15 protein-coding genes are annotated in these 16,952 nt (G+C 73.5%); 8 read left to right on the forward strand and 7 right to left on the reverse strand.

The window, feature by feature from the left end; genetic code table 11:
* Positions 1-13 precede the first annotated feature (13 nt).
* Entirely contained in the window at positions 14-382 is a 369-nt protein-coding gene (locus OG994_RS29405; RefSeq protein ID WP_407942622.1) for a chorismate mutase, read from the reverse strand.
* 575 nt (positions 383-957) lie between these two features.
* On the opposite strand from OG994_RS29405, the gene pcrA reads away from it, so the two are divergent.
* On the forward strand, positions 958-3,357 hold the full coding sequence (pcrA, locus tag OG994_RS29410; protein ID WP_328851617.1) for a DNA helicase PcrA: 2,400 nt from the start codon (positions 958-960) through the stop codon (positions 3,355-3,357).
* Positions 3,358-3,408: 51 nt separating this feature from the next.
* Here the strand turns inward: pcrA and OG994_RS29415 are convergent, their stop codons facing one another.
* Complete coding sequence (locus OG994_RS29415; protein WP_328851618.1) at positions 3,409-4,389, reverse strand: helix-turn-helix transcriptional regulator; 981 nt, start codon at positions 4,387-4,389, stop codon at positions 3,409-3,411.
* Between the two features lie 91 nt (positions 4,390-4,480).
* On the opposite strand from OG994_RS29415, the gene OG994_RS29420 reads away from it, so the two are divergent.
* On the forward strand, positions 4,481-4,903 hold the full coding sequence (locus tag OG994_RS29420) for a VOC family protein (protein ID WP_328851619.1): 423 nt from the start codon (positions 4,481-4,483) through the stop codon (positions 4,901-4,903).
* A 57-nt stretch (positions 4,904-4,960) separates the two neighbouring features.
* On the opposite strand, the gene OG994_RS29425 is transcribed toward OG994_RS29420, so the two are convergent.
* On the reverse strand, positions 4,961-5,716 hold the full coding sequence (locus OG994_RS29425) for a peptidoglycan DD-metalloendopeptidase family protein (RefSeq protein ID WP_406109292.1): 756 nt from the start codon (positions 5,714-5,716) through the stop codon (positions 4,961-4,963).
* A 280-nt stretch (positions 5,717-5,996) separates the two neighbouring features.
* Positions 5,997-6,707, reverse strand: a complete 711-nt coding sequence (locus OG994_RS29430; RefSeq protein ID WP_328851620.1) for a M23 family metallopeptidase — start codon at positions 6,705-6,707, stop codon at positions 5,997-5,999.
* A gap of 562 nt (positions 6,708-7,269) precedes the next feature.
* Between OG994_RS29430 and OG994_RS29435 the strand changes: the two genes are divergently transcribed.
* The 4 genes from OG994_RS29435 (at position 7,270) to OG994_RS29450 (ending at position 11,737) form a co-directional block, all read left to right on the forward strand.
* Positions 7,270-7,674 carry a cobalamin B12-binding domain-containing protein gene (locus OG994_RS29435; RefSeq protein WP_120328939.1) on the forward strand — a complete coding sequence of 135 codons (405 nt, stop codon included), beginning with the start codon at positions 7,270-7,272 and terminating at the stop codon, positions 7,672-7,674.
* Between the two features lie 489 nt (positions 7,675-8,163).
* Positions 8,164-9,342, forward strand: a complete 1,179-nt coding sequence (gene sucC / locus OG994_RS29440) for an ADP-forming succinate--CoA ligase subunit beta (RefSeq protein WP_120328940.1) — start codon at positions 8,164-8,166, stop codon at positions 9,340-9,342.
* Between the two features lie 2 nt (positions 9,343-9,344).
* The gene (gene sucD / locus OG994_RS29445) at positions 9,345-10,232 is read left to right on the forward strand and encodes a succinate--CoA ligase subunit alpha (RefSeq protein ID WP_328851621.1); all 888 of its coding nucleotides are present in this window, start codon (positions 9,345-9,347) and stop codon (positions 10,230-10,232) included.
* Between the two features lie 212 nt (positions 10,233-10,444).
* Positions 10,445-11,737, forward strand: a complete 1,293-nt coding sequence (locus tag OG994_RS29450; protein ID WP_328851622.1) for a cell division protein PerM — start codon at positions 10,445-10,447, stop codon at positions 11,735-11,737.
* A gap of 63 nt (positions 11,738-11,800) precedes the next feature.
* Here OG994_RS29450 and OG994_RS29455 read toward each other — a convergent pair whose 3' ends face one another.
* Positions 11,801-12,376, reverse strand: coding sequence for a DUF4190 domain-containing protein (locus tag OG994_RS29455; protein ID WP_120328943.1), 576 nt, complete (start codon positions 12,374-12,376; stop codon positions 11,801-11,803).
* 287 nt (positions 12,377-12,663) lie between these two features.
* On the opposite strand from OG994_RS29455, the gene purN reads away from it, so the two are divergent.
* On the forward strand, positions 12,664-13,284 hold the full coding sequence (purN, locus tag OG994_RS29460; protein ID WP_328851623.1) for a phosphoribosylglycinamide formyltransferase: 621 nt from the start codon (positions 12,664-12,666) through the stop codon (positions 13,282-13,284).
* Positions 13,281-14,849 carry a bifunctional phosphoribosylaminoimidazolecarboxamide formyltransferase/IMP cyclohydrolase gene (gene purH, locus OG994_RS29465; RefSeq protein ID WP_328851624.1) on the forward strand — a complete coding sequence of 523 codons (1,569 nt, stop codon included), beginning with the start codon at positions 13,281-13,283 and terminating at the stop codon, positions 14,847-14,849. The genes purN and purH overlap by 4 nt, the downstream gene beginning before the upstream one ends.
* 45 nt (positions 14,850-14,894) lie before the next feature.
* On the opposite strand, the gene OG994_RS29470 is transcribed toward purH, so the two are convergent.
* On the reverse strand, positions 14,895-15,926 hold the full coding sequence (locus tag OG994_RS29470) for an ABC transporter ATP-binding protein (RefSeq protein WP_328851625.1): 1,032 nt from the start codon (positions 15,924-15,926) through the stop codon (positions 14,895-14,897).
* Complete coding sequence (locus OG994_RS29475; protein WP_328851626.1) at positions 15,910-16,947, reverse strand: ABC transporter ATP-binding protein; 1,038 nt, start codon at positions 16,945-16,947, stop codon at positions 15,910-15,912. The genes OG994_RS29470 and OG994_RS29475 overlap by 17 nt, the downstream gene beginning before the upstream one ends.
* Positions 16,948-16,952: the final 5 nt, after the last annotated feature.

Here is a 16,952-nt window from a genome sequence, read left to right on the forward strand (position 1 = left end):
AGGGGGGTGGGGGTTAGAGGGGGCCGCGGCCGGCGCGGAGCAGCAGCAGGGCCAGCTGCGTACCGTCGGAGCCCAGCGCCACCCGGAAGCGTTCCAGGATCTCCCGCTCGCGGGAGAGCACCAGCCGGGTGCCCCCCGAGGCCATGCGGGTCGCGCCGACCTCCTGGGAGAGCCGGGCCCGCTCCTGCCACAGGTCGATGATCGCCTGGTCGATCTGGTCGATCCGCTGCCGGATCTCCCGGATGCGGGCCGCCGCGGCGGGCTCCTGCGTACCGGCGTCCAGGACGTGCGGAACACCCGGCGTCCCGTTGGCGGCCGTCGCGGGCGCGTCACCGGTCGATCCGCCGGCGGCGCCGTCAGCCCCGGCCGCCGAGCCGTTCACCGCGCCGGAGGCCCCTGGATCGCCCGCTGCCGCACCGGAGTCCGCGGCCCCACCGGGGTTCACCGTCGCGCGAGAGTCCCCGGCCGCGGAGGGCGCGGTCGCGCCGCCGGCCGCCCCCGCACCGGGCGTCGCCGCCCGCTGCTCACCGGGCGCGTCGGCCGCCTCGTCGCCGCGCGGCGCCGGGCCGCCGTTCTGCTGCGCCACGTCTGTCATCATCGCCGTACCCCTCGGACGTCGTGCCCGGAGCCCGGAACCCGGCACGAGAAAGCCCCGGGCTCCAGGAGCCCGGGGCTTCTTCGCAGGTCTGTCGATCAGGCGCGACCTACGGCAGCCGGACTCCCGGTGCCGTAGTAAAAGTAGTAACGCTGACCGAACACGCCGTCGAGTATGCCCACCCCAGGGGCCGGCGCGCAAGGAATCCCACGAACCGGGCGGACACCGGCCGGGAGCACGGCATCGGTGGGCGTCGAGGGGGCCCGTCCGCGACCGGGACGCGTCAGAGAGGCGGCCTTCCCCGCCGGGTCGGGCGTGCGCGGTCCGGGAGTGTCCGGCCGGCGGCATAGACTCGCCGTGCGATGCATCCTCTCTTCGACATCCCCGCGTCCCCGCCCGCGCCCGAGCCTGCCCGCCCGCACCGGCCCGGCGGCGGTCGGAGCCGTCTCGACCCGCAGGAACTGCTGACGGGGTTGAACGGCCCGCAACGCGACGCCGTCACCCACGCCGGCTCGCCCCTGCTGATCGTCGCGGGCGCCGGCTCCGGCAAGACGCGGGTGCTCACCCACCGGATCGCCTACCTGCTCGCCGCGCGGGACGTGCACCCCGGGGAGATCATCGCGATCACGTTCACCAACAAGGCCGCCGGTGAGATGAAGGAGCGGGTCGCCGCGCTGGTCGGCCCGCGGGCGCGGCTCATGTGGGTGTCGACGTTCCACTCGGCGTGCGTACGCATCCTGCGGGCCGAGCACGAGCACGCCGGGCTGAAGTCCACGTTCTCGATCTACGACGCGGACGACTCGCGCCGGCTGATGCAGATGGTGGCCCGCGAGCTGGATCTCGACCCGAAGCGCTACCCGGCGCGGGGGCTCGCCGCCCAGGTCTCCAACCTGAAGAACGAGCTGGTCGACCCGGAGGCCTTCGCGGCCCGGGCGAAGGGCCCCAACGAGCGGGCGCTCGCCGAGGCGTACACGCTCTACCAGCGCCGGCTGCGCGAGGCCCACGCGCTGGACTTCGACGACCTGATCATGACGACGGTGCACCTGCTCCAGTCGCACCCGCACGTGGCCGAGACCTACCGCCGGCGGTTCCGGCACGTGCTGGTGGACGAGTACCAGGACACCAACCACGCCCAGTACGTCCTGATCAAGGAGCTGGTCTCCGGCACCGAGGGGCTGCCGCCGGCCGAGCTCTGCGTGGTGGGTGACGCGGACCAGTCGATCTACGCGTTCCGGGGCGCGACCATCCGCAACATCCTGGAGTTCGAGCGGGACTTCACCGACGCCCGGACGATCCTGCTGGAGCAGAACTACCGCTCCACCCAGACGATCCTCAACGCCGCCAACGCGGTGATCGACCGCAACACGTCGCGGAAGCCGAAGCGGCTGTGGAGCGACGCCGGGCCGGGCGAGCGGATCGTGGGCTACGTGGCCGACACCGAGCACGCCGAGGCGGACTGGGTGGCCCGCGAGATCGACCGGCTGGTCGACGACGGCGAGGCGCGTCCGGGTGACGTGGCGGTGTTCTACCGCACCAACGCCCAGTCGCGCGTCTTCGAGGAGGTGTTCATCCGGGTCGGCCTGCCGTACAAGGTGGTCGGCGGGGTGCGCTTCTACGAGCGCAAGGAGGTCCGGGACGCCCTGGCCTACCTGCGCGCCGTGGTCAACGACGACGACACGGTCAGCCTGCGCCGGATCCTCAACACGCCGCGCCGGGGGATCGGTGAGCGGGCGGAGGCGTGCGTCGAGGCCCTCGCCAGCCGGGAGCGGATCTCCTTCGGCGCGGCGCTGCGGCGGGCGAAGGAGGCGCCGGGCATCTCCACCCGTGCCGCGAACGGCATCGCCGACTTCGTGGCCCTGCTGGACGGCGCCCGCGAGCTGGCCGACACCGGCACGCCCGAGGAGGTGCTGGAGGCGCTGCTCACCCGCTCGGGCTACCTGAGCGAACTGGAGGAGAGCATCGACCCGCAGGACGCCGGGCGGGTCGACAACCTCCAGGAACTCGTGAGCGTGGCCCGGGAGTACACGGAGCGGATCGAGGCGACCGGGGCCGAGGGGGAGCGGGCCACCGTGGCGGGCTTCCTCGAACAGGTCGCCCTCGTCGCCGACGCCGACCAGGTGCCCACCGACGACCCGGAGCACCAGGGCGTGGTCACCCTCATGACCCTGCACACGGCGAAGGGCCTGGAGTTCCCGGTGGTATTCCTCACCGGTCTCGAGGACGGCGTGTTCCCGCACCTGCGGTCGCTCGGCGACACCCGCGAGCTGGAGGAGGAGCGGCGACTGGCGTACGTGGGGATCACCCGTGCCCGGCAGCGCCTCTACCTCTCCCGGGCGGTCACCCGCTCCGCGTGGGGGCAGCCGGCCTACAACCCGCCGTCGCGTTTCCTGGAGGAGCTGCCGCCGGAGCTGGTGCGCTGGGAGCGGACCGAGGGGTCGTACACCTCGTGGGCCGGCGGGGGAGGCGGCGTCGGCGGCCGCGCGGACCGCGCGCCCGGCGGACGCGGCGGCTTCACCGGCGGTACGCCGAAGGCGGCCCAACTGGCCCGCCGGCTCGGTGTGGACGGCAGCCGCCTCACCACGGCCAGCGAGTTGCCGCAGGCGCCGAAGGTGGCCGCCGGCGACCGGGTGAACCACCAGCGCTACGGGCTGGGTCGGGTGCTCGTGGTGGAGGGGCACGGCCCGGGCGCCCGGGCGCAGATCGACTTCGGCGACCAGACCCTGTGGCTGGTGCTGCGGCACGCCCCGATCGACAAGCTCTGACGGTGCGGTCCCGGCGGTGACGGGCGGGCGCCTCGGGGCCGGCCGTCCGGCTCAGCTGACCGCGCCGGTCGCCGCCCGGGCGTAGCGGCGGGCCAGGCGCGCGAACGCGTCCCGCAGTTCGGCCGGCCCGACGACCTCGATGTCCGCGTCGAACCTGCCGATGGCGGCGGCCAGGCCCGCCCACGACCACGAGCCGAGGGTGAGCCGGCAGCGGTCCGTGCCGAGTTCCTCGACGATCCCGTCGCGGGTGTAGGTGGCGACGGTGGTGGCGGGAAGGTCGAGGACCACCTCGCCCCGGCACGGCCAGTCGCCCGAGCCGTCGGCGCCGCGGAACCTGCCGGTGACGAAGGCGGCCACGTCACCGGTGGGCAGCTCGCGCGGGGTGAAGCGGGGGCCGGTGGGGGTGCGCGGGGTGATCCGGTCGGCGCGGAAGGTACGCCAGTCCCGCCGGTCGAGGTCCCAGGCCACGAGGTACCACCGCCCGCCCCAGGTGACGAGGTGATGGGGCTCCACCCGTCTCGGCGGAGACCCGCCGTCGTCGGGTTCCGGTGCGCGCGCGTAGTCGAAGCGCAGCACCTCGCGGGCGCGGACGGCGGCGCTGAGCGCCACCAGCACACCGCTGTCGGCCGGCGGATCCGGAGGGGCGGCGTCGACGGCGGTGACCTGGAGGGCGTCGACGCGGTGGCGCAGCCGTGCCGGCATGACCTGCCGGACGGTGGTGAGCGCGCGCCTCGCGGCCTCCTCGATGCCGGCGCCGGCGGTGGCGGCGGTCTGGAGGGCGATGGCGAGGGCCACCGCCTGCTCGTCGTCGAAGAGCAGTGGGGGCAGTCGCGTGCCGGCGCCGAGGCGGTACCCGCCGTCGGGGCCCCGGCTGGCCACGATCGGGTAGCCGAGTTCGCGCAGGCGGTCGACGTCGCGACGCACCGTGCGGGGGCTGACCTCCAGCCGCTCGGCGAGCAGGGCCCCCGGCCAGTCCCGGCGTGCCTGGAGCAGCGAGAGCAGTGAGAGCAGTCGGGCTGACGTCGTCGGCATCACTCCATGGTGCGCCGACAAGCGGCCACAATCTGACCGCTACTCCTGCGACGGTGGTCCGCGCCAACAACGGCGCACGTGAGGAGACACCATGTCGATCAAGTCCGTCACCCACCTGAACTTCCGGGGTGACGCCCGATCCGCGCTCGAGTTCTACCGGTCCGTGTTCGGTGGCGACCTCGCCGTCGTCACCTACCGGGACGCCGGCGCCGTGTCGGAGCCGGCCGAGGCCGACCAGGTGATGTGGGGCCAGGTGGCCGCCGACAACGGCTTCCAGGTGATGGCCTACGACGTCCCCTCGTCGATGCCCTGGGAGCGGGGTGAGAACTCCTTCTTCGTGTCCGTCCGTGGCGAGAGCGCGCAGGAGATCACCGCGTACTGGGAGGGGCTGTCCGGCGGAGCCACCGTCGTGCGGCCGCTCGGGCCGGCGCCGTGGGCGCCGCTCTACGGGATGCTCACGGACCGCTTCGGCGTCGTCTGGGTCCTGGACGTCGTGGGTGACCAGGGCCGGTGAGCACCGGGCGTGGTGCGGGAGGGTCGCCTCCCGCACCACGCGTGTCGGGTCGGGCCGTCAGCAGGCCACGTCGATGCCCCGGGCCCGCAGGAACGGTGCCGGGTCGATCTGGTTCCACATCTGGCCCTTGTGCACCTCGAAGTGCAGGTGCGGGCCCGTGGCGTCGCCGGTGGCGCCCTCGTACCCGATGACCTCGCCGGCGGTGACCTTGTCGCCGACGCTGACGGCGATCCGGCTCTGGTGGGCGTAGTGGGTCAGGTAGCCGTTGCCGTGGTCGATGAAGACCGAGTTGCCGTACCCGTCGCCGGCGTCACCGGCCTTCACCACCGTGCCGCCGAAGGCGGCGTGGATCGGGGTGCCGTCGGGCATGGCGAAGTCGATCCCCGCGTGCAGGGTGCCCCAGCGGGGGCCGTAGCAGGAGGTGATCGTCGCGCCCTTCATCGGGATGACCCAGGCCGGCTTCGGCTTCGTCGTCTTCTTCACCGTCGGCTTGGGCTTCGGCGTGGCCGACGTCGCCGAGGGCGACGGTTGGGCGCTGGTCGGGCTCGGGGTCGGGCTCAGCGGCGTGGCGGAGGGGGTGACCGGCGCGCTCGACTCGCGTGCGGAGCGGTCGGCCCGGGCGGCGGCGTCGGCACGTGCCTGGGCGTCGAGCGAGACGGGCGCGGGTGCGGAGTCGTGCCCGGTCGTGGCGATGGCGGCGCCGGCGACACCGATGCCCACCACGGCGACCGCTCCGACCACGAGGAGCCGGACGCGTCCGGCCGGCCGGCGGTGCCGCACCACCTCGGCGTCGGCGGGCTGCCCGTTCTGGATGCTGCTGTCTTCCTGCACGGTGAACCTTCACGTGTCGAGGGGCTGGACCCGACAGATCCTGGTGAACCGCGGGGCCGCGGCGATCGAGGGGGCGGGGTGGACGGACGGGGCGTGGGTCATCGGCCGCACCGGTATGTCCTGTCGTGGCCGTTCTGACCCGCTAAGTGATCACGCCAAGGCGTGGCGGTGGTCACACTCGTCCGAGTGACGCAGGTTACCGGCGCACACAGAAAACCGCCCGGATCGGTTGATCCGGGCGGTCAACGGGCGATACGGAGCGTCAGGAGGCCGCTACGTCGTTGAAGTACGTCTCCACTTGCAGCTCGATGTCCACTCCGCGCTCGGAGAGCCAGGGCTTGGGGTCGATCGGCTCGCCCTTGACATGGACCTCGAGATGCAGGTGGGCGCCGTAGGAGTGGCCCGTGTTGCCGACCAGCCCGAGCTGGTCGCCGGCCTTGACCTGCTGCCCCTCGCGCACGCTCAGGACGGAGGAGTGCCCGTAGATCGCCTCGCTGCCGTCGGGGTGCTGGACGATCACGGCGTAGCCGTAGCCGCCGAACCAGCCGGCCTTCGTGACGGTGCCGGCGTGGATCGCGACGTACGGAGTGCCCTCGGGCGCGACCAGGTCGACGCCGGTGTGCATCTTGCCCCAGCGCTCGCCGTAGGACGACTTGAGGTCGTAACCCTGCAGGGGCAGAAGCCATGCGTCGGATTCGGCCGCCTCCTCGCCCCGGGCGCTGTCCCGGGAGGCGCGGTCGCCCGCCTTCTCGCGGGCCGCGGCGTCGGCGCTGGTGATCGACGACTGGCTGACCTCGTCGAGGGCCGCCGGGTTGAAGTCCTTCGCGTCGGGCAGCGCGCTCGCGCCGAGCGCCACGATGCCCGCGCCGACGAACGCGGTGGTGACGACGGCGGCGTAGCGGCTCCGCGGTGGGGTGGGTACGCGGCGGCGACCGCGATATCTATCGGGCTCAGACGACAGGCGCTGGCGCACGCACACCCTCCGTTGTCGGGGTTCCGAGTGGCCGGCGGACGTCGGTGACGCTCGGGTGAACCTCCGCTGACCACGTCGTCACCCGTCCATGGACCTGATGACAACCGTGGACACGTTAGCCAACTGCAACACGAGTCACAAGCCGGAGCGCCGAATTGGCGCGGCGATCTGTCCGTTTGCGTCCGAGATTGTCGCGCCTCGCGACGCCGATCGGCGCCCTGTTTACTGTCCGTTCGTCGCGGAGCGTGACCGATACGGCGGAGTCGTCCGGCTTGACGGCGCGCGCTGCACGGCCCACCACGCCGGTGGACCGCGCCGGGGCGCCGGTACGCCGCGGTGCGGGCCCACCACCCCGCGCCGGGTCGCGCCGCGCCGGGGCGCCGGTCGAGGGCGTCGCGTCGGGGCGGCCGGTCGAGGGCGTCGCGTCGGGGCGGCCAATCGAGGGCGTCGCGTCGGGGCGGCCGGTCGGCACGGAGTTCCGGCCCGGATTTCCGACCCCCCGTCGCGCGGGTTACCGTTCGTTCAGGTGAATGGCCGCCGAGCCGGTGAAAGGTGTGCGCTGATGAGCTCTCGTATTCGGGTCGTCGTCGCGAAGCCCGGCCTGGACGGCCACGACCGCGGCGCGAAGGTGGTCGCCCGTGCCCTCCGCGACGCCGGTATGGAGGTCATCTACACCGGCCTGCACCAGACCCCGGAGCAGATCGTCGAGACGGCCATCCAGGAGGACGCCGACGCCGTGGGCCTATCCGTGCTCTCCGGCGCGCACATGACCCTCTTCCGCCGGGTGCTGGAACTGCTCGCCGAGCGCGACGCCCGGGACATCGTGGTCTTCGGCGGCGGCATCATCCCCGACGCCGACATCCCGGAGCTGGAGCGCCTGGGCGTCGCCAAGATCTTCACGCCGGGCGCCACGACCGCCTCGATCGTGGAGTGGGTGCGGCAGAACGTCGCGCAGCCGGTGAGCTGAGCCGGCCGGACGTCGAACGCGCAGCCGGTGAGCTGCGCCGGCCCGACGGCGGAGCGCGCGTCCCGGGCGGGGGACACGGCCGACCTCCGGCGGGGAGCCCGCCGACCCCCGGACAGGGGGAGGGGCCGGACGCACCCCTCACACGTCCGGCCCCTCTATGCACGATGCCCCGCCGCCACCCCTCGACCGACAGGGCATCGGCCGTCTCCCGTCTTCGCGCTGACCAGCGCTCCGACACCTGACTCAACGACGTCCTCCCGGAGGGGTTACGCACCCACCGCAACATCGCCCGGACGGCTGATACGCGACCACGTCCGGAGGGTGGTTGTGCATTACCGCACACCGCGCACCCGCTCGGTTGCCGCCGGTGCCCACCTCGCTAGGCTGCGGCCAATGGCCTGTTTCATGTGATGACAGGCGTCAAACTGTTTTCCAAACGCTGGTGGCGGCGCGACGGCGCGCCGCGGAGACGGGACGGGACGCGCAATCGTGGACCTGTACGAGTACCAGGGGCGGGACCTGTTCGAGCGGCACGGACTTCCCGTGCTCGCCGGCGGCGTCGCCACGACCCCGGAGGAGGCCCGCGCGATCGCCGAACGCCTCGGCGGCCGGGTGGTCGTCAAGGCTCAGGTGAAGGTCGGCGGCCGGGGCAAGGCCGGCGGCGTGAAGCTGGCCGAGGGCGCGGAGGAGACGGTGGCCCGGGCCACCGACATCCTCGGCATGGACATCAAGGGTCACACCGTCCACAAGGTCATGATCACCGTGACCGCGGACGTGGCCGAGGAGTACTACTTCTCCTACCTGCTCGACCGGGCGAACCGCACCTTCCTCTGCATCGCCAGCGTCGCCGGCGGCATGGACATCGAGCAGGTCGCCGCGGAGACCCCGGAGAAGGTCGTCAAGATGCCGATCGACGCGGTCGAGGGCGTGGACGAGGCGAAGGCGCGCGAGATCGTCGACGCCGCCGGCTTCCCGGCCGACGTCGCCGACCAGGTCGTCGAGGTGGCCGTCGGGCTCTGGAAGGCGTTCGTCGCCGAGGACGCGACCCTCGTCGAGGTGAACCCGCTCGCCAAGACCCGCGAGGGCAAGCTGCTGCTGCTCGACGCGAAGGTGAGCCTCGACGAGAACGCCGCGTTCCGCCACCCGGACCACGAGGCGCTCGTCGACCAGGCCGCGGTGGACCCGCTGGAGCAGGCCGCCAAGGAGAAGGACCTCAACTACGTCAAGCTCGACGGCGAGGTCGGCATCATCGGCAACGGCGCGGGCCTCGTCATGTCGACGCTCGACGTGGTCGCGTACGCCGGTGAGCGGCACGGCGGCGTCAAGCCGGCGAACTTCCTCGACATCGGCGGTGGCGCGAGCGCCGCCGTGATGGCGAACGGGCTGGAGATCGTCCTCTCCGACCCCTCGGTGAAGAGCGTCTTCGTCAACGTCTTCGGCGGCATCACCGCCTGCGACGCGGTCGCCAACGGCATCGTCCAGGCGCTCGCCCTGCTGGAGCAGCGCGGCGAGAAGGTCACGAAGCCGCTCGTCGTCCGGCTCGACGGCAACAACGCCGAGGAGGGCCGGGCGATCCTCGACGGCGCGAACAACCCGCTGATCCAGCGGGTGGACACCATGGATGGCGCGGCCGAGCGGGCCGCCGAGCTGGCCGCTGCGGGGGTCTGATCATGGCAATCTGGCTGACCAAGGACTCGAAGGTCATCGTGCAGGGGATGACCGGCTCCGAGGGTTCCAAGCACACCCGGCGGATGCTCGCCGCCGGCACCAACATCGTGGGCGGCACCAACCCGCGCAAGGCGGGGCAGACCGTCGACTTCGACGGCACGGCCCTTCCGGTCTTCGCCACCGTGGCCGACGCCATGAAGGAGACCGGGGCGAACGTCACGGTGATCTTCGTACCGCCGCAGTTCACCAAGGCCGCGGTGATCGAGGCGGTCGACGCCGGGATCGAGCTGGCCGTGGTCATCACCGAGGGCGTGCCGGTGCACGACACCGCCGCGTTCTGGGCGTACAACGTGGCCAAGGGCGAGCGGACCCGCATCATCGGGCCGAACTGCCCCGGCATCGCCTCGCCGGGTGCCTCGAACGCCGGCATCATCCCGGCCGACATCACCGGCCCGGGCCGGATCGGCCTGGTCAGCAAGAGCGGCACGCTGACCTACCAGATGATGTACGAGCTGCGCGACATCGGCTTCTCGACCTGCGTCGGCATCGGTGGTGACCCGATCATCGGCACCACCCACATCGACGCCCTCGCGGCGTTCGAGGCCGACCCGGACACCGACGCGATCGTGATGATCGGCGAGATCGGCGGCGACGCCGAGGAGCGGGCCGCCGAGTTCATCAAGGCCAACGTCACCAAGCCGGTGGTCGGCTACATCGCCGGCTTCACCGCGCCGCCCGGCAAGACCATGGGCCACGCCGGTGCGATCATCTCCGGCTCCGCCGGCACCGCCGAGGCGAAGAAGGCGGCGCTGGAGGCGGTCGGCGTCAAGGTCGGCAAGACGCCGACCGAGACCGCCCGCCTGATGCGGGAGATCATGTCCGCTGGCTGAGTGGACGGTGCCTACCGAGGGGGTCGACCGGAACCGGTCGGCCCCCTCCGCCTTCTCCGCCCGTGCGGTCGCGGCCCGGCCCGCGCACCCCGCGGGGGCGTGCCAGGGGCGGCGGCGCACGTCCCGGTGCGCACCGTGGAGATCGGAACTCGTGGCCGTGGCGCGGCGGTATCGGACTGCCGCCGGGGACACGGCGTGCCAGAGTAGACGCGATGTCCCCCGACACCCCTGAGCAGACCCGCCGCTCCGGTGCGATCACCGCCGACGGCCGGCCGGCGAGCCGTGCCGCCACCGGCGGGCGAGTGCCCGCCCCGCGTGCCGGCGGGTCGCCGCGCTCCCGGGCGCCGCTCGCGGTGGCCGCGGCGGTGGCCGCCCTCGGGGCCGGACTCACCTCGTACCTGCCGGTCGCGATCGTCCTCGGCCTCGCCCAGCTCAGCGAGGACGCCGGCTCGGTCGTCGGCGCCCTGCGGGCGGGGCTGGCGGGCTGGCTGCTCGGGCACGGCGTGCCGCTGCGGACCGACGCCGGGCCGCTCGGGCTCGCCCCGCTGGCCCTCACCGCGCTGGTGATCTGGCGTCTGACCCGCGCCGGGGTGCACGTCAGCCGGGCCATGGGCGCCCGCGGCGGCCGCTCACCGCGGCAGGCGCTCACCGCCGCCGGGGCGGTCGGCCTCGGGTACGCGCCGCTCGGCGTCCTCGCCGCCGTACTGTCCGACCTGGGCGGCCCGGCCGCGTCACCCGTCCGCGCCGGGGTGACCTTCGCGCTGGTCGGCGCGGGCGCCGCGCTCGCCGGCGCCGCGCGGATCACCGGGGTGGCCGCCCTGCTCGCCGAGCGCGCGCCGGCGCTCGCCCGGGACGGCGTCCGCACCGGCCTGGTCGCCGGCCTGCTGCTGCTCGCCGCCGGGGCCGGGGCCGCCGGGCTCGCCGTGGCCACCGGAGGCGGTGACGCGGCCGACATGATCGGCGCGTACCGGACCGGGGTGGCCGGGCAGGCCGGGATCATCCTGGTCAGTCTCGCGTACGCGCCGAACGCCACGATCTGGTCGGCCAGCTACCTGCTCGGTCCCGGGTTCGCCGTGGGCACCGACACGGCCGTCCGCACGAGCGAGGTCTCCGTGGGCGCGCTGCCGGCCGTACCGCTGCTGGCCGGCCTGCCGCGCGGCCCGATGGACGGGCTCGGCGCCGGGCTGCTCGCGGTGCCGGTGCTGGCCGGGATGACGGCCGGATGGCTGCTCGCCCGCCGGCTGATCCGGCTCGCCGCCGACGAGCGGACGCCGCTGGCCTGGGGGCCGCTGCTCGGCCCGGCGGCCGTCGCTGGCCCGGTGGCCGGTGTGCTGCTCGGGATCCTGGCGGCCGCCTCGGCCGGGCCGCTCGGCGGCGGTCGGCTGGCCCAGATGGGCCCGGTCGCCTGGCAGGTCGCCGCGGTGACCACCGCGGTGGTCGCGGCGGGAGCCCTGCTCGGCGCGGCCCTCACGCGCACGTTCACCCGCGCCCCCGCGGCCCGCTGAGCCCCCACCGAGGACGACGAAGGGGGCGCCCCGCCGGGGCGCCCCCTTCCACTCCGTCGCGGATCAGGGCTCGGTCGGCAGGCTCACGTTCGCCACGATGCCGAGGATGAGCACCACGATGCCGAGGCCGACACCGACGGCGCCGCAGATCAGACCGGCCTTCGCCTGCCCGGCGTTGTTGGCCTGCCCCTGGGCGACTTTCTGCTTGGCCAGGTAGCCGGTGATGATGCCGGCGATGCCCACCGGGATGCCCAGGTAGAGGCAGCACACCAGCGGGATCGACGCGATGCCGAGGATCATCGACACGAGGCCGAGGGTGTTGTTCTGCCCGGACTGCTGCGGGTAGCCGGCGTTTGGGTAGGTGGGGGCGGCGCCGTACGGCTGCTGCTGGGCGTACGGGTCCTGGTACGGCTGGCCGTAGGGCTGCCCCGAGGTGGGCTGCTGCCCGTACGGCGCCTGCGGCGGCTGGCCGTACGGCTGCCCCGAGGTGGGCTGCTGCCCGTACGGCTGGCCCGAGGTCGGCTGCTGGCCGTAGGGCGCGGCCGGCGGCGGGGCGTACGGGTCGTGGTGCGGCTGGGCGGTCGGATCCTGGTTCGGCTGCTGGCCGTACGGGTCCTGACCGGGGTTACCGGGCTGCATGCGACGAGGCTCCTTGGCTGTGTCCGTCTGTACGTGTCGCTATCCATGATCGCGCCGGCGCCACCGGCGCGCAGCACCCGCACCACGACGCCGCGAGCGGCGGCTCCCCGACGTCGGCCGTGCGTGGGCGCTCCTGTCGACGCGGCGGTCCCGTCCCGCACCGATGCGGGACCGGGCACGCGCCGGCCCGAACGGGCGCAGCGTACCGGTTCGACGCCAGTCCGTCGTCGCCCGTCCGTGCGCCGCCCAGACGCTGGTCACTCCGACCTGCCCGGTAGGGTGGCCCGGTGACCGAGCCCGCGTCCGCCGCCCGCATCGTCGTCCTCGTCTCCGGATCGGGGAGCAACCTGCAGGCACTGCTGGACGCCGCGGCCGACCCGGCGTACGGCGCCCGGGTGGTCGCGGTCGGCGCCGACCGGGACGGGATCGGCGGGCTGGAGCGCGCCGCCGCGGCCGGGGTGCCGACGTTCGTGGTGCCGCTCAAGGCGTACGACACGCGCGAGGACTGGGATCGCGCGCTCACCGAACAGGTCGCCGCGCACCGCCCGGACCTGGTCATCTCCGCGGGCTTCCTGAAGCTGGTCGGGCCGCACTTCCTCGCGGCCTTCGGCGACCGCTACCTGAACACGCACAACACCCTGTTGCCCGCGTTCCCCGGCATCCACGGCCCGCGTGACGCCCTCGCCTACGGGGTGAAGATCACCGGAGCCACCCTCTTCTTCGTCGACGCCGGAATGGACACCGGCCCGATCGTCGCGCAGGTGGCGGTGCCGGTCCTCGACGACGACGACGAGGAGACGCTCACCGAGCGCATCAAGTCGGCCGAGCGGCGCCAGCTCGTCGAGCAGGTCGGCCGCCTGGTCCGCAACGGCTGGACGATCACCGGAAGAAAGGTCACGATCCCGTGAGCTCCACTCAGGACGAGCGTCGCCCGATCAGGCGGGCGCTGGTCAGCGTCTACGACAAGACCGGCCTGGTCGAGCTGGCCCGGGCGCTGCACGCGGCCGGCGTGGAGATCGTCTCGACCGGCAGCACGGCGGCGACGATCGCCGGCGCCGGAGTGCCGGTCACGGCCGTGGAGACGGTCACCGGGTTCCCCGAGGTCCTCGACGGGCGGGTCAAGACGCTGCACCCGAAGGTGCACGCCGGCCTGCTGGCCGACCTGCGGAAGCAGTCGCACGCCGACCAGCTCGACGAGCTGGGGGTGGCGCCGTTCGACCTGCTGGTGAGCAACCTCTACCCGTTCCAGGCGACGGTGGCCTCCGGCGCGAGCCTCGACGAGTGCGTGGAGCAGATCGACATCGGCGGCCCGGCGATGGTCCGCGCGGCGGCCAAGAACCACGCCTCGGTCGCCGTGGTGACGGACCCGTCGGCGTACCCGGCCGTACGGGAGGCGCTCGACGCGGGCGGGTTCACCCTCACGCAGCGCCGCGCCCTGGCGGCGCGGGCGTTCGCCGACATCGCCGAGTACGACGTGGCGGTCGCCAACTGGTGCGCGGTGCAGCTCGGCGGCGAGCCGGAGTGGCCGGCCTTCGCCGGGCTGGCGCTGCGGGCGGACCGGGCGCTGCGCTACGGCGAGAACCCGCACCAGGCGGCCGCGCTCTACACCGACCCGGACGCGCCGGCCGGGCTGGCCCAGGCCGAGCAGCTGCACGGCAAGGAGATGTCCTACAACAACTACGTCGACGCGGACGCCGCGTGGCGGGCCGCGAACGACTTCCCCGACCAGCCGGCGGTGGCGATCATCAAGCACGCCAACCCGTGCGGCATCGCCGTCGGCGCGGACGTGGCCGAGGCGCACCGCAAGGCGCACGCCTGCGACCCGGTCTCCGCGTACGGGGGCGTGATCGCGGTGAACCGGCCGGTGAGCGTGGAGCTGGCCCGGCAGGTGGCCGACATCTTCACCGAGGTGGTGGTGGCGCCGGGGTACGACGACGGCGCCGTCGAGATCCTCCAGGGCAAGAAGAACATCCGGCTGCTGCGCGCCCCGGCCTGGAACCCGCCGCCCGCGGAGTGGCGGCAGGTCAGCGGCGGTGTGCTGGTGCAGATGGCGGACCGCGTCGACGCGCCGGGCGACGACCCGGCCACCTGGCGGCTCGCGGCCGGCGACCCGGCCGACGAGGAGACGCTGCGCGATCTCGCGTTCGCCTGGCGGGCGGTCCGCGCCGTGAAGAGCAACGCCATCCTGCTGGCCCGCGACGGCGCGACCGTCGGCGTGGGCATGGGGCAGGTGAACCGGGTGGACTCGGCGCAGCTCGCGGTGCGCCGGGCCGGCGCCGACCGGGCGCGCGGCGCGGTCTGCGCCTCCGACGCGTTCTTCCCGTTCGCCGACGGTCCGAAGATCCTCATCGAGGCCGGCGTGCGGGCCATCGTGCAGCCCGGCGGGTCGATCCGCGACGAGGAGGTCATCGCGGCCGCCAAGGAGGCCGGCGTGACCATGTACCTCACGGGCACCCGCCACTTCTTCCACTGACCAGCCCGCCCCCCGCGCCCGGCCGGGCGCGGGGGGCGCGCCGGGTCAGGCGGCCGCCGGGCGGACCTCGGCGAAGTGGCAGGCCGAGGGGTGCGGGTCGGCGGCCCGCGCGACCGTGAGCGGCTCCTCGGTCGCGCAGACCTCCTGGGCCTTCCAGCAGCGCGTGCGGAACCGGCAGCCCGACGGCGGGTCGGCCGGCGACGGCACGTCACCGGTCAGCCGGATGATGTTCCGCTCGTGGCGTACCTCGGGGTCGGGCACCGGCACCGCCGACAGCAGCGCCTGGGTGTACGGGTGGGTGGCCCGCTCGTAGATCTCGTCCTCGGTGCCGATCTCCACGATCTTGCCGAGGTACATGACGGCGACCCGGTCGGAGATGTGCCGGACGACCGACAGGTCGTGCGCGATGAAGATGTAGGAGAGCCCGAACTCGTCCTGGAGCTGCTCCAGCAGGTTGATCACCTGGGCCTGGATGGAGACGTCGAGGGCCGACACCGGCTCGTCGCAGACGATGATCTCCGGGCGCAGGGCGAGCGCCCGGGCGATACCGATGCGCTGCCGCTGGCCGCCGGAGAACTGGTGCGGGTACCGGTTGATGTGCTCCGGGTTCAGCCCGACGACGTCCAGCAGCTCCTGGACCCGCTTGCGGCGGCTGCCGCGCGGCGCGGCGTCCGGGTGGATCTCGAACGGCTCGCCGATGATGTCGCCGACGGTCATCCGCGGGTTCAGCGAGGTGTACGGGTCCTGCATGACCATCTGCATGTTGCGCCGCAGCCGGCGCAGCTCCGCGCCGGAGGCCTTGAACAGGTCCCGCCCCTCCAGGGTCGCCCGCCCCGACGTCGGCGTCTCCAGCCGCATGAGCAGCCGGGCCAGCGTGGACTTCCCGCAGCCGGACTCGCCCACCACGCCGAGCGTCTCACCGCGGCGCAGCTCGAAGCTCACGCCGTCCACGGCCTTGACCGCGCCGACCTGCTTCTTGAACAGCACACCCTGGGAGATCGGGAAGTGCTTCACCACGTTGTCGACCGAGAGGATGGTCTCGCCCCGGACCTTGGTGGAGCTAGCGGGCGCTGTCATCACGCACCTCCTGCGCGAAGTGGCATGCACTGGTCCGGCCGTCGCCGAGGACCAGGTCGTGCGGCACCACGTCCACGCAGACCTGCTGCACGTACGGGCACCGCGGGTGGAAGGGGCAGCCGGACGGGATCCGCATGAGGTTCGGCGGCAGGCCCCTGATGGTCGCCAGTTCCTGGCCGCGCACGTCCAGGCGCGGGATCGACTCCAGCAACCCCTTCGTGTACGGGTGCGCCGGCGCCCGGTAGAGCGACCGGACGTCGGCGTGCTCGACGATGCGGCCGGCGTACATCACGGCGATCCGGTCGGCGACGCCCGCGACCACGCCCAGGTCGTGGGTGATCAGGATCATGGCCATGCCGAGGTCCCGTCGCAGGTCGGCGAGGAGGTCCATGATCTGCGCCTGCACGGTGACGTCCAGCGCGGTGGTCGGCTCGTCGGCGATCAGCACCTTGGGGTTGAGCGCCAGCGCCATCGCGATCATGACGCGCTGCCGCATGCCGCCCGAGAACTGGTGCGGGTAGTCGCCGATGCGCCGCTCGGCGGCCGGGATCTTCACGAGGTCCATCAGCTCGATGGCGCGGCGGCGGGCGTCCGCCCGGGACATCCCCTCCCGCGTCCGCAGCGTCTCGCTGATCTGCCAGCCCACCGGGAAGACCGGGTTCAGGGCCGAGAGCGCGTCCTGGAAGATCATCGCGATCTCCTTGCCGCGCACCTGCCGGCGCTGCTCCTCCGGCTGGGTGAGCAGGTCACGCCCCTGGTAGAGGATCTGGCCGGAACGGACGTGCGCCGGCGGGCTGTCGAGGATGCCCATGATCGCCTGAGCGGTCACCGACTTGCCGGAGCCCGACTCGCCCAGCACGGCGAGCGTCTCGCCGGCGTCCAGGTGGTACGACACGCCGTTGATCACCTTGGCCACGCCCTCGCTGGTGCGGAACTCGACGTACAGGTCCCGGACCTCGAGCAGGTGGCCGCCCTCCGGCGTGGCGGAGGCCGGCGTGGGTTGGACGGTGGAGTTGGTCATCGCAG

Source organism: Micromonospora globbae, from assembly GCF_036184225.1.
In the GTDB taxonomy this organism is placed as follows: Bacteria; Actinomycetota; Actinomycetes; order Mycobacteriales; family Micromonosporaceae; genus Micromonospora; species Micromonospora globbae.

What these genes read in the sequence shown, in the direction of transcription:
- OG994_RS29450 (WP_328851622.1), top strand. Translation starts at nt 10,445, where the DNA reads ATGTCCCCCGACACCCCTGAGCAGACCCGCCGCTCCGGTGCGATCACC.
- OG994_RS29455 (WP_120328943.1), bottom strand. Translation starts at nt 12,376, where the DNA reads ATGCAGCCCGGTAACCCCGGTCAGGACCCGTACGGCCAGCAGCCGAAC.
- OG994_RS29415 (WP_328851618.1), bottom strand. Translation starts at nt 4,389, where the DNA reads ATGCCGACGACGTCAGCCCGACTGCTCTCACTGCTCTCGCTGCTCCAG.
- OG994_RS29475 (WP_328851626.1), bottom strand. Translation starts at nt 16,947, where the DNA reads ATGACCAACTCCACCGTCCAACCCACGCCGGCCTCCGCCACGCCGGAG.
- OG994_RS29435 (WP_120328939.1), top strand. Translation starts at nt 7,270, where the DNA reads ATGAGCTCTCGTATTCGGGTCGTCGTCGCGAAGCCCGGCCTGGACGGC.
- pcrA (WP_328851617.1), top strand. Translation starts at nt 958, where the DNA reads ATGCATCCTCTCTTCGACATCCCCGCGTCCCCGCCCGCGCCCGAGCCT.
- sucD (WP_328851621.1), top strand. Translation starts at nt 9,345, where the DNA reads ATGGCAATCTGGCTGACCAAGGACTCGAAGGTCATCGTGCAGGGGATG.
- OG994_RS29470 (WP_328851625.1), bottom strand. Translation starts at nt 15,926, where the DNA reads ATGACAGCGCCCGCTAGCTCCACCAAGGTCCGGGGCGAGACCATCCTC.
- OG994_RS29420 (WP_328851619.1), top strand. Translation starts at nt 4,481, where the DNA reads ATGTCGATCAAGTCCGTCACCCACCTGAACTTCCGGGGTGACGCCCGA.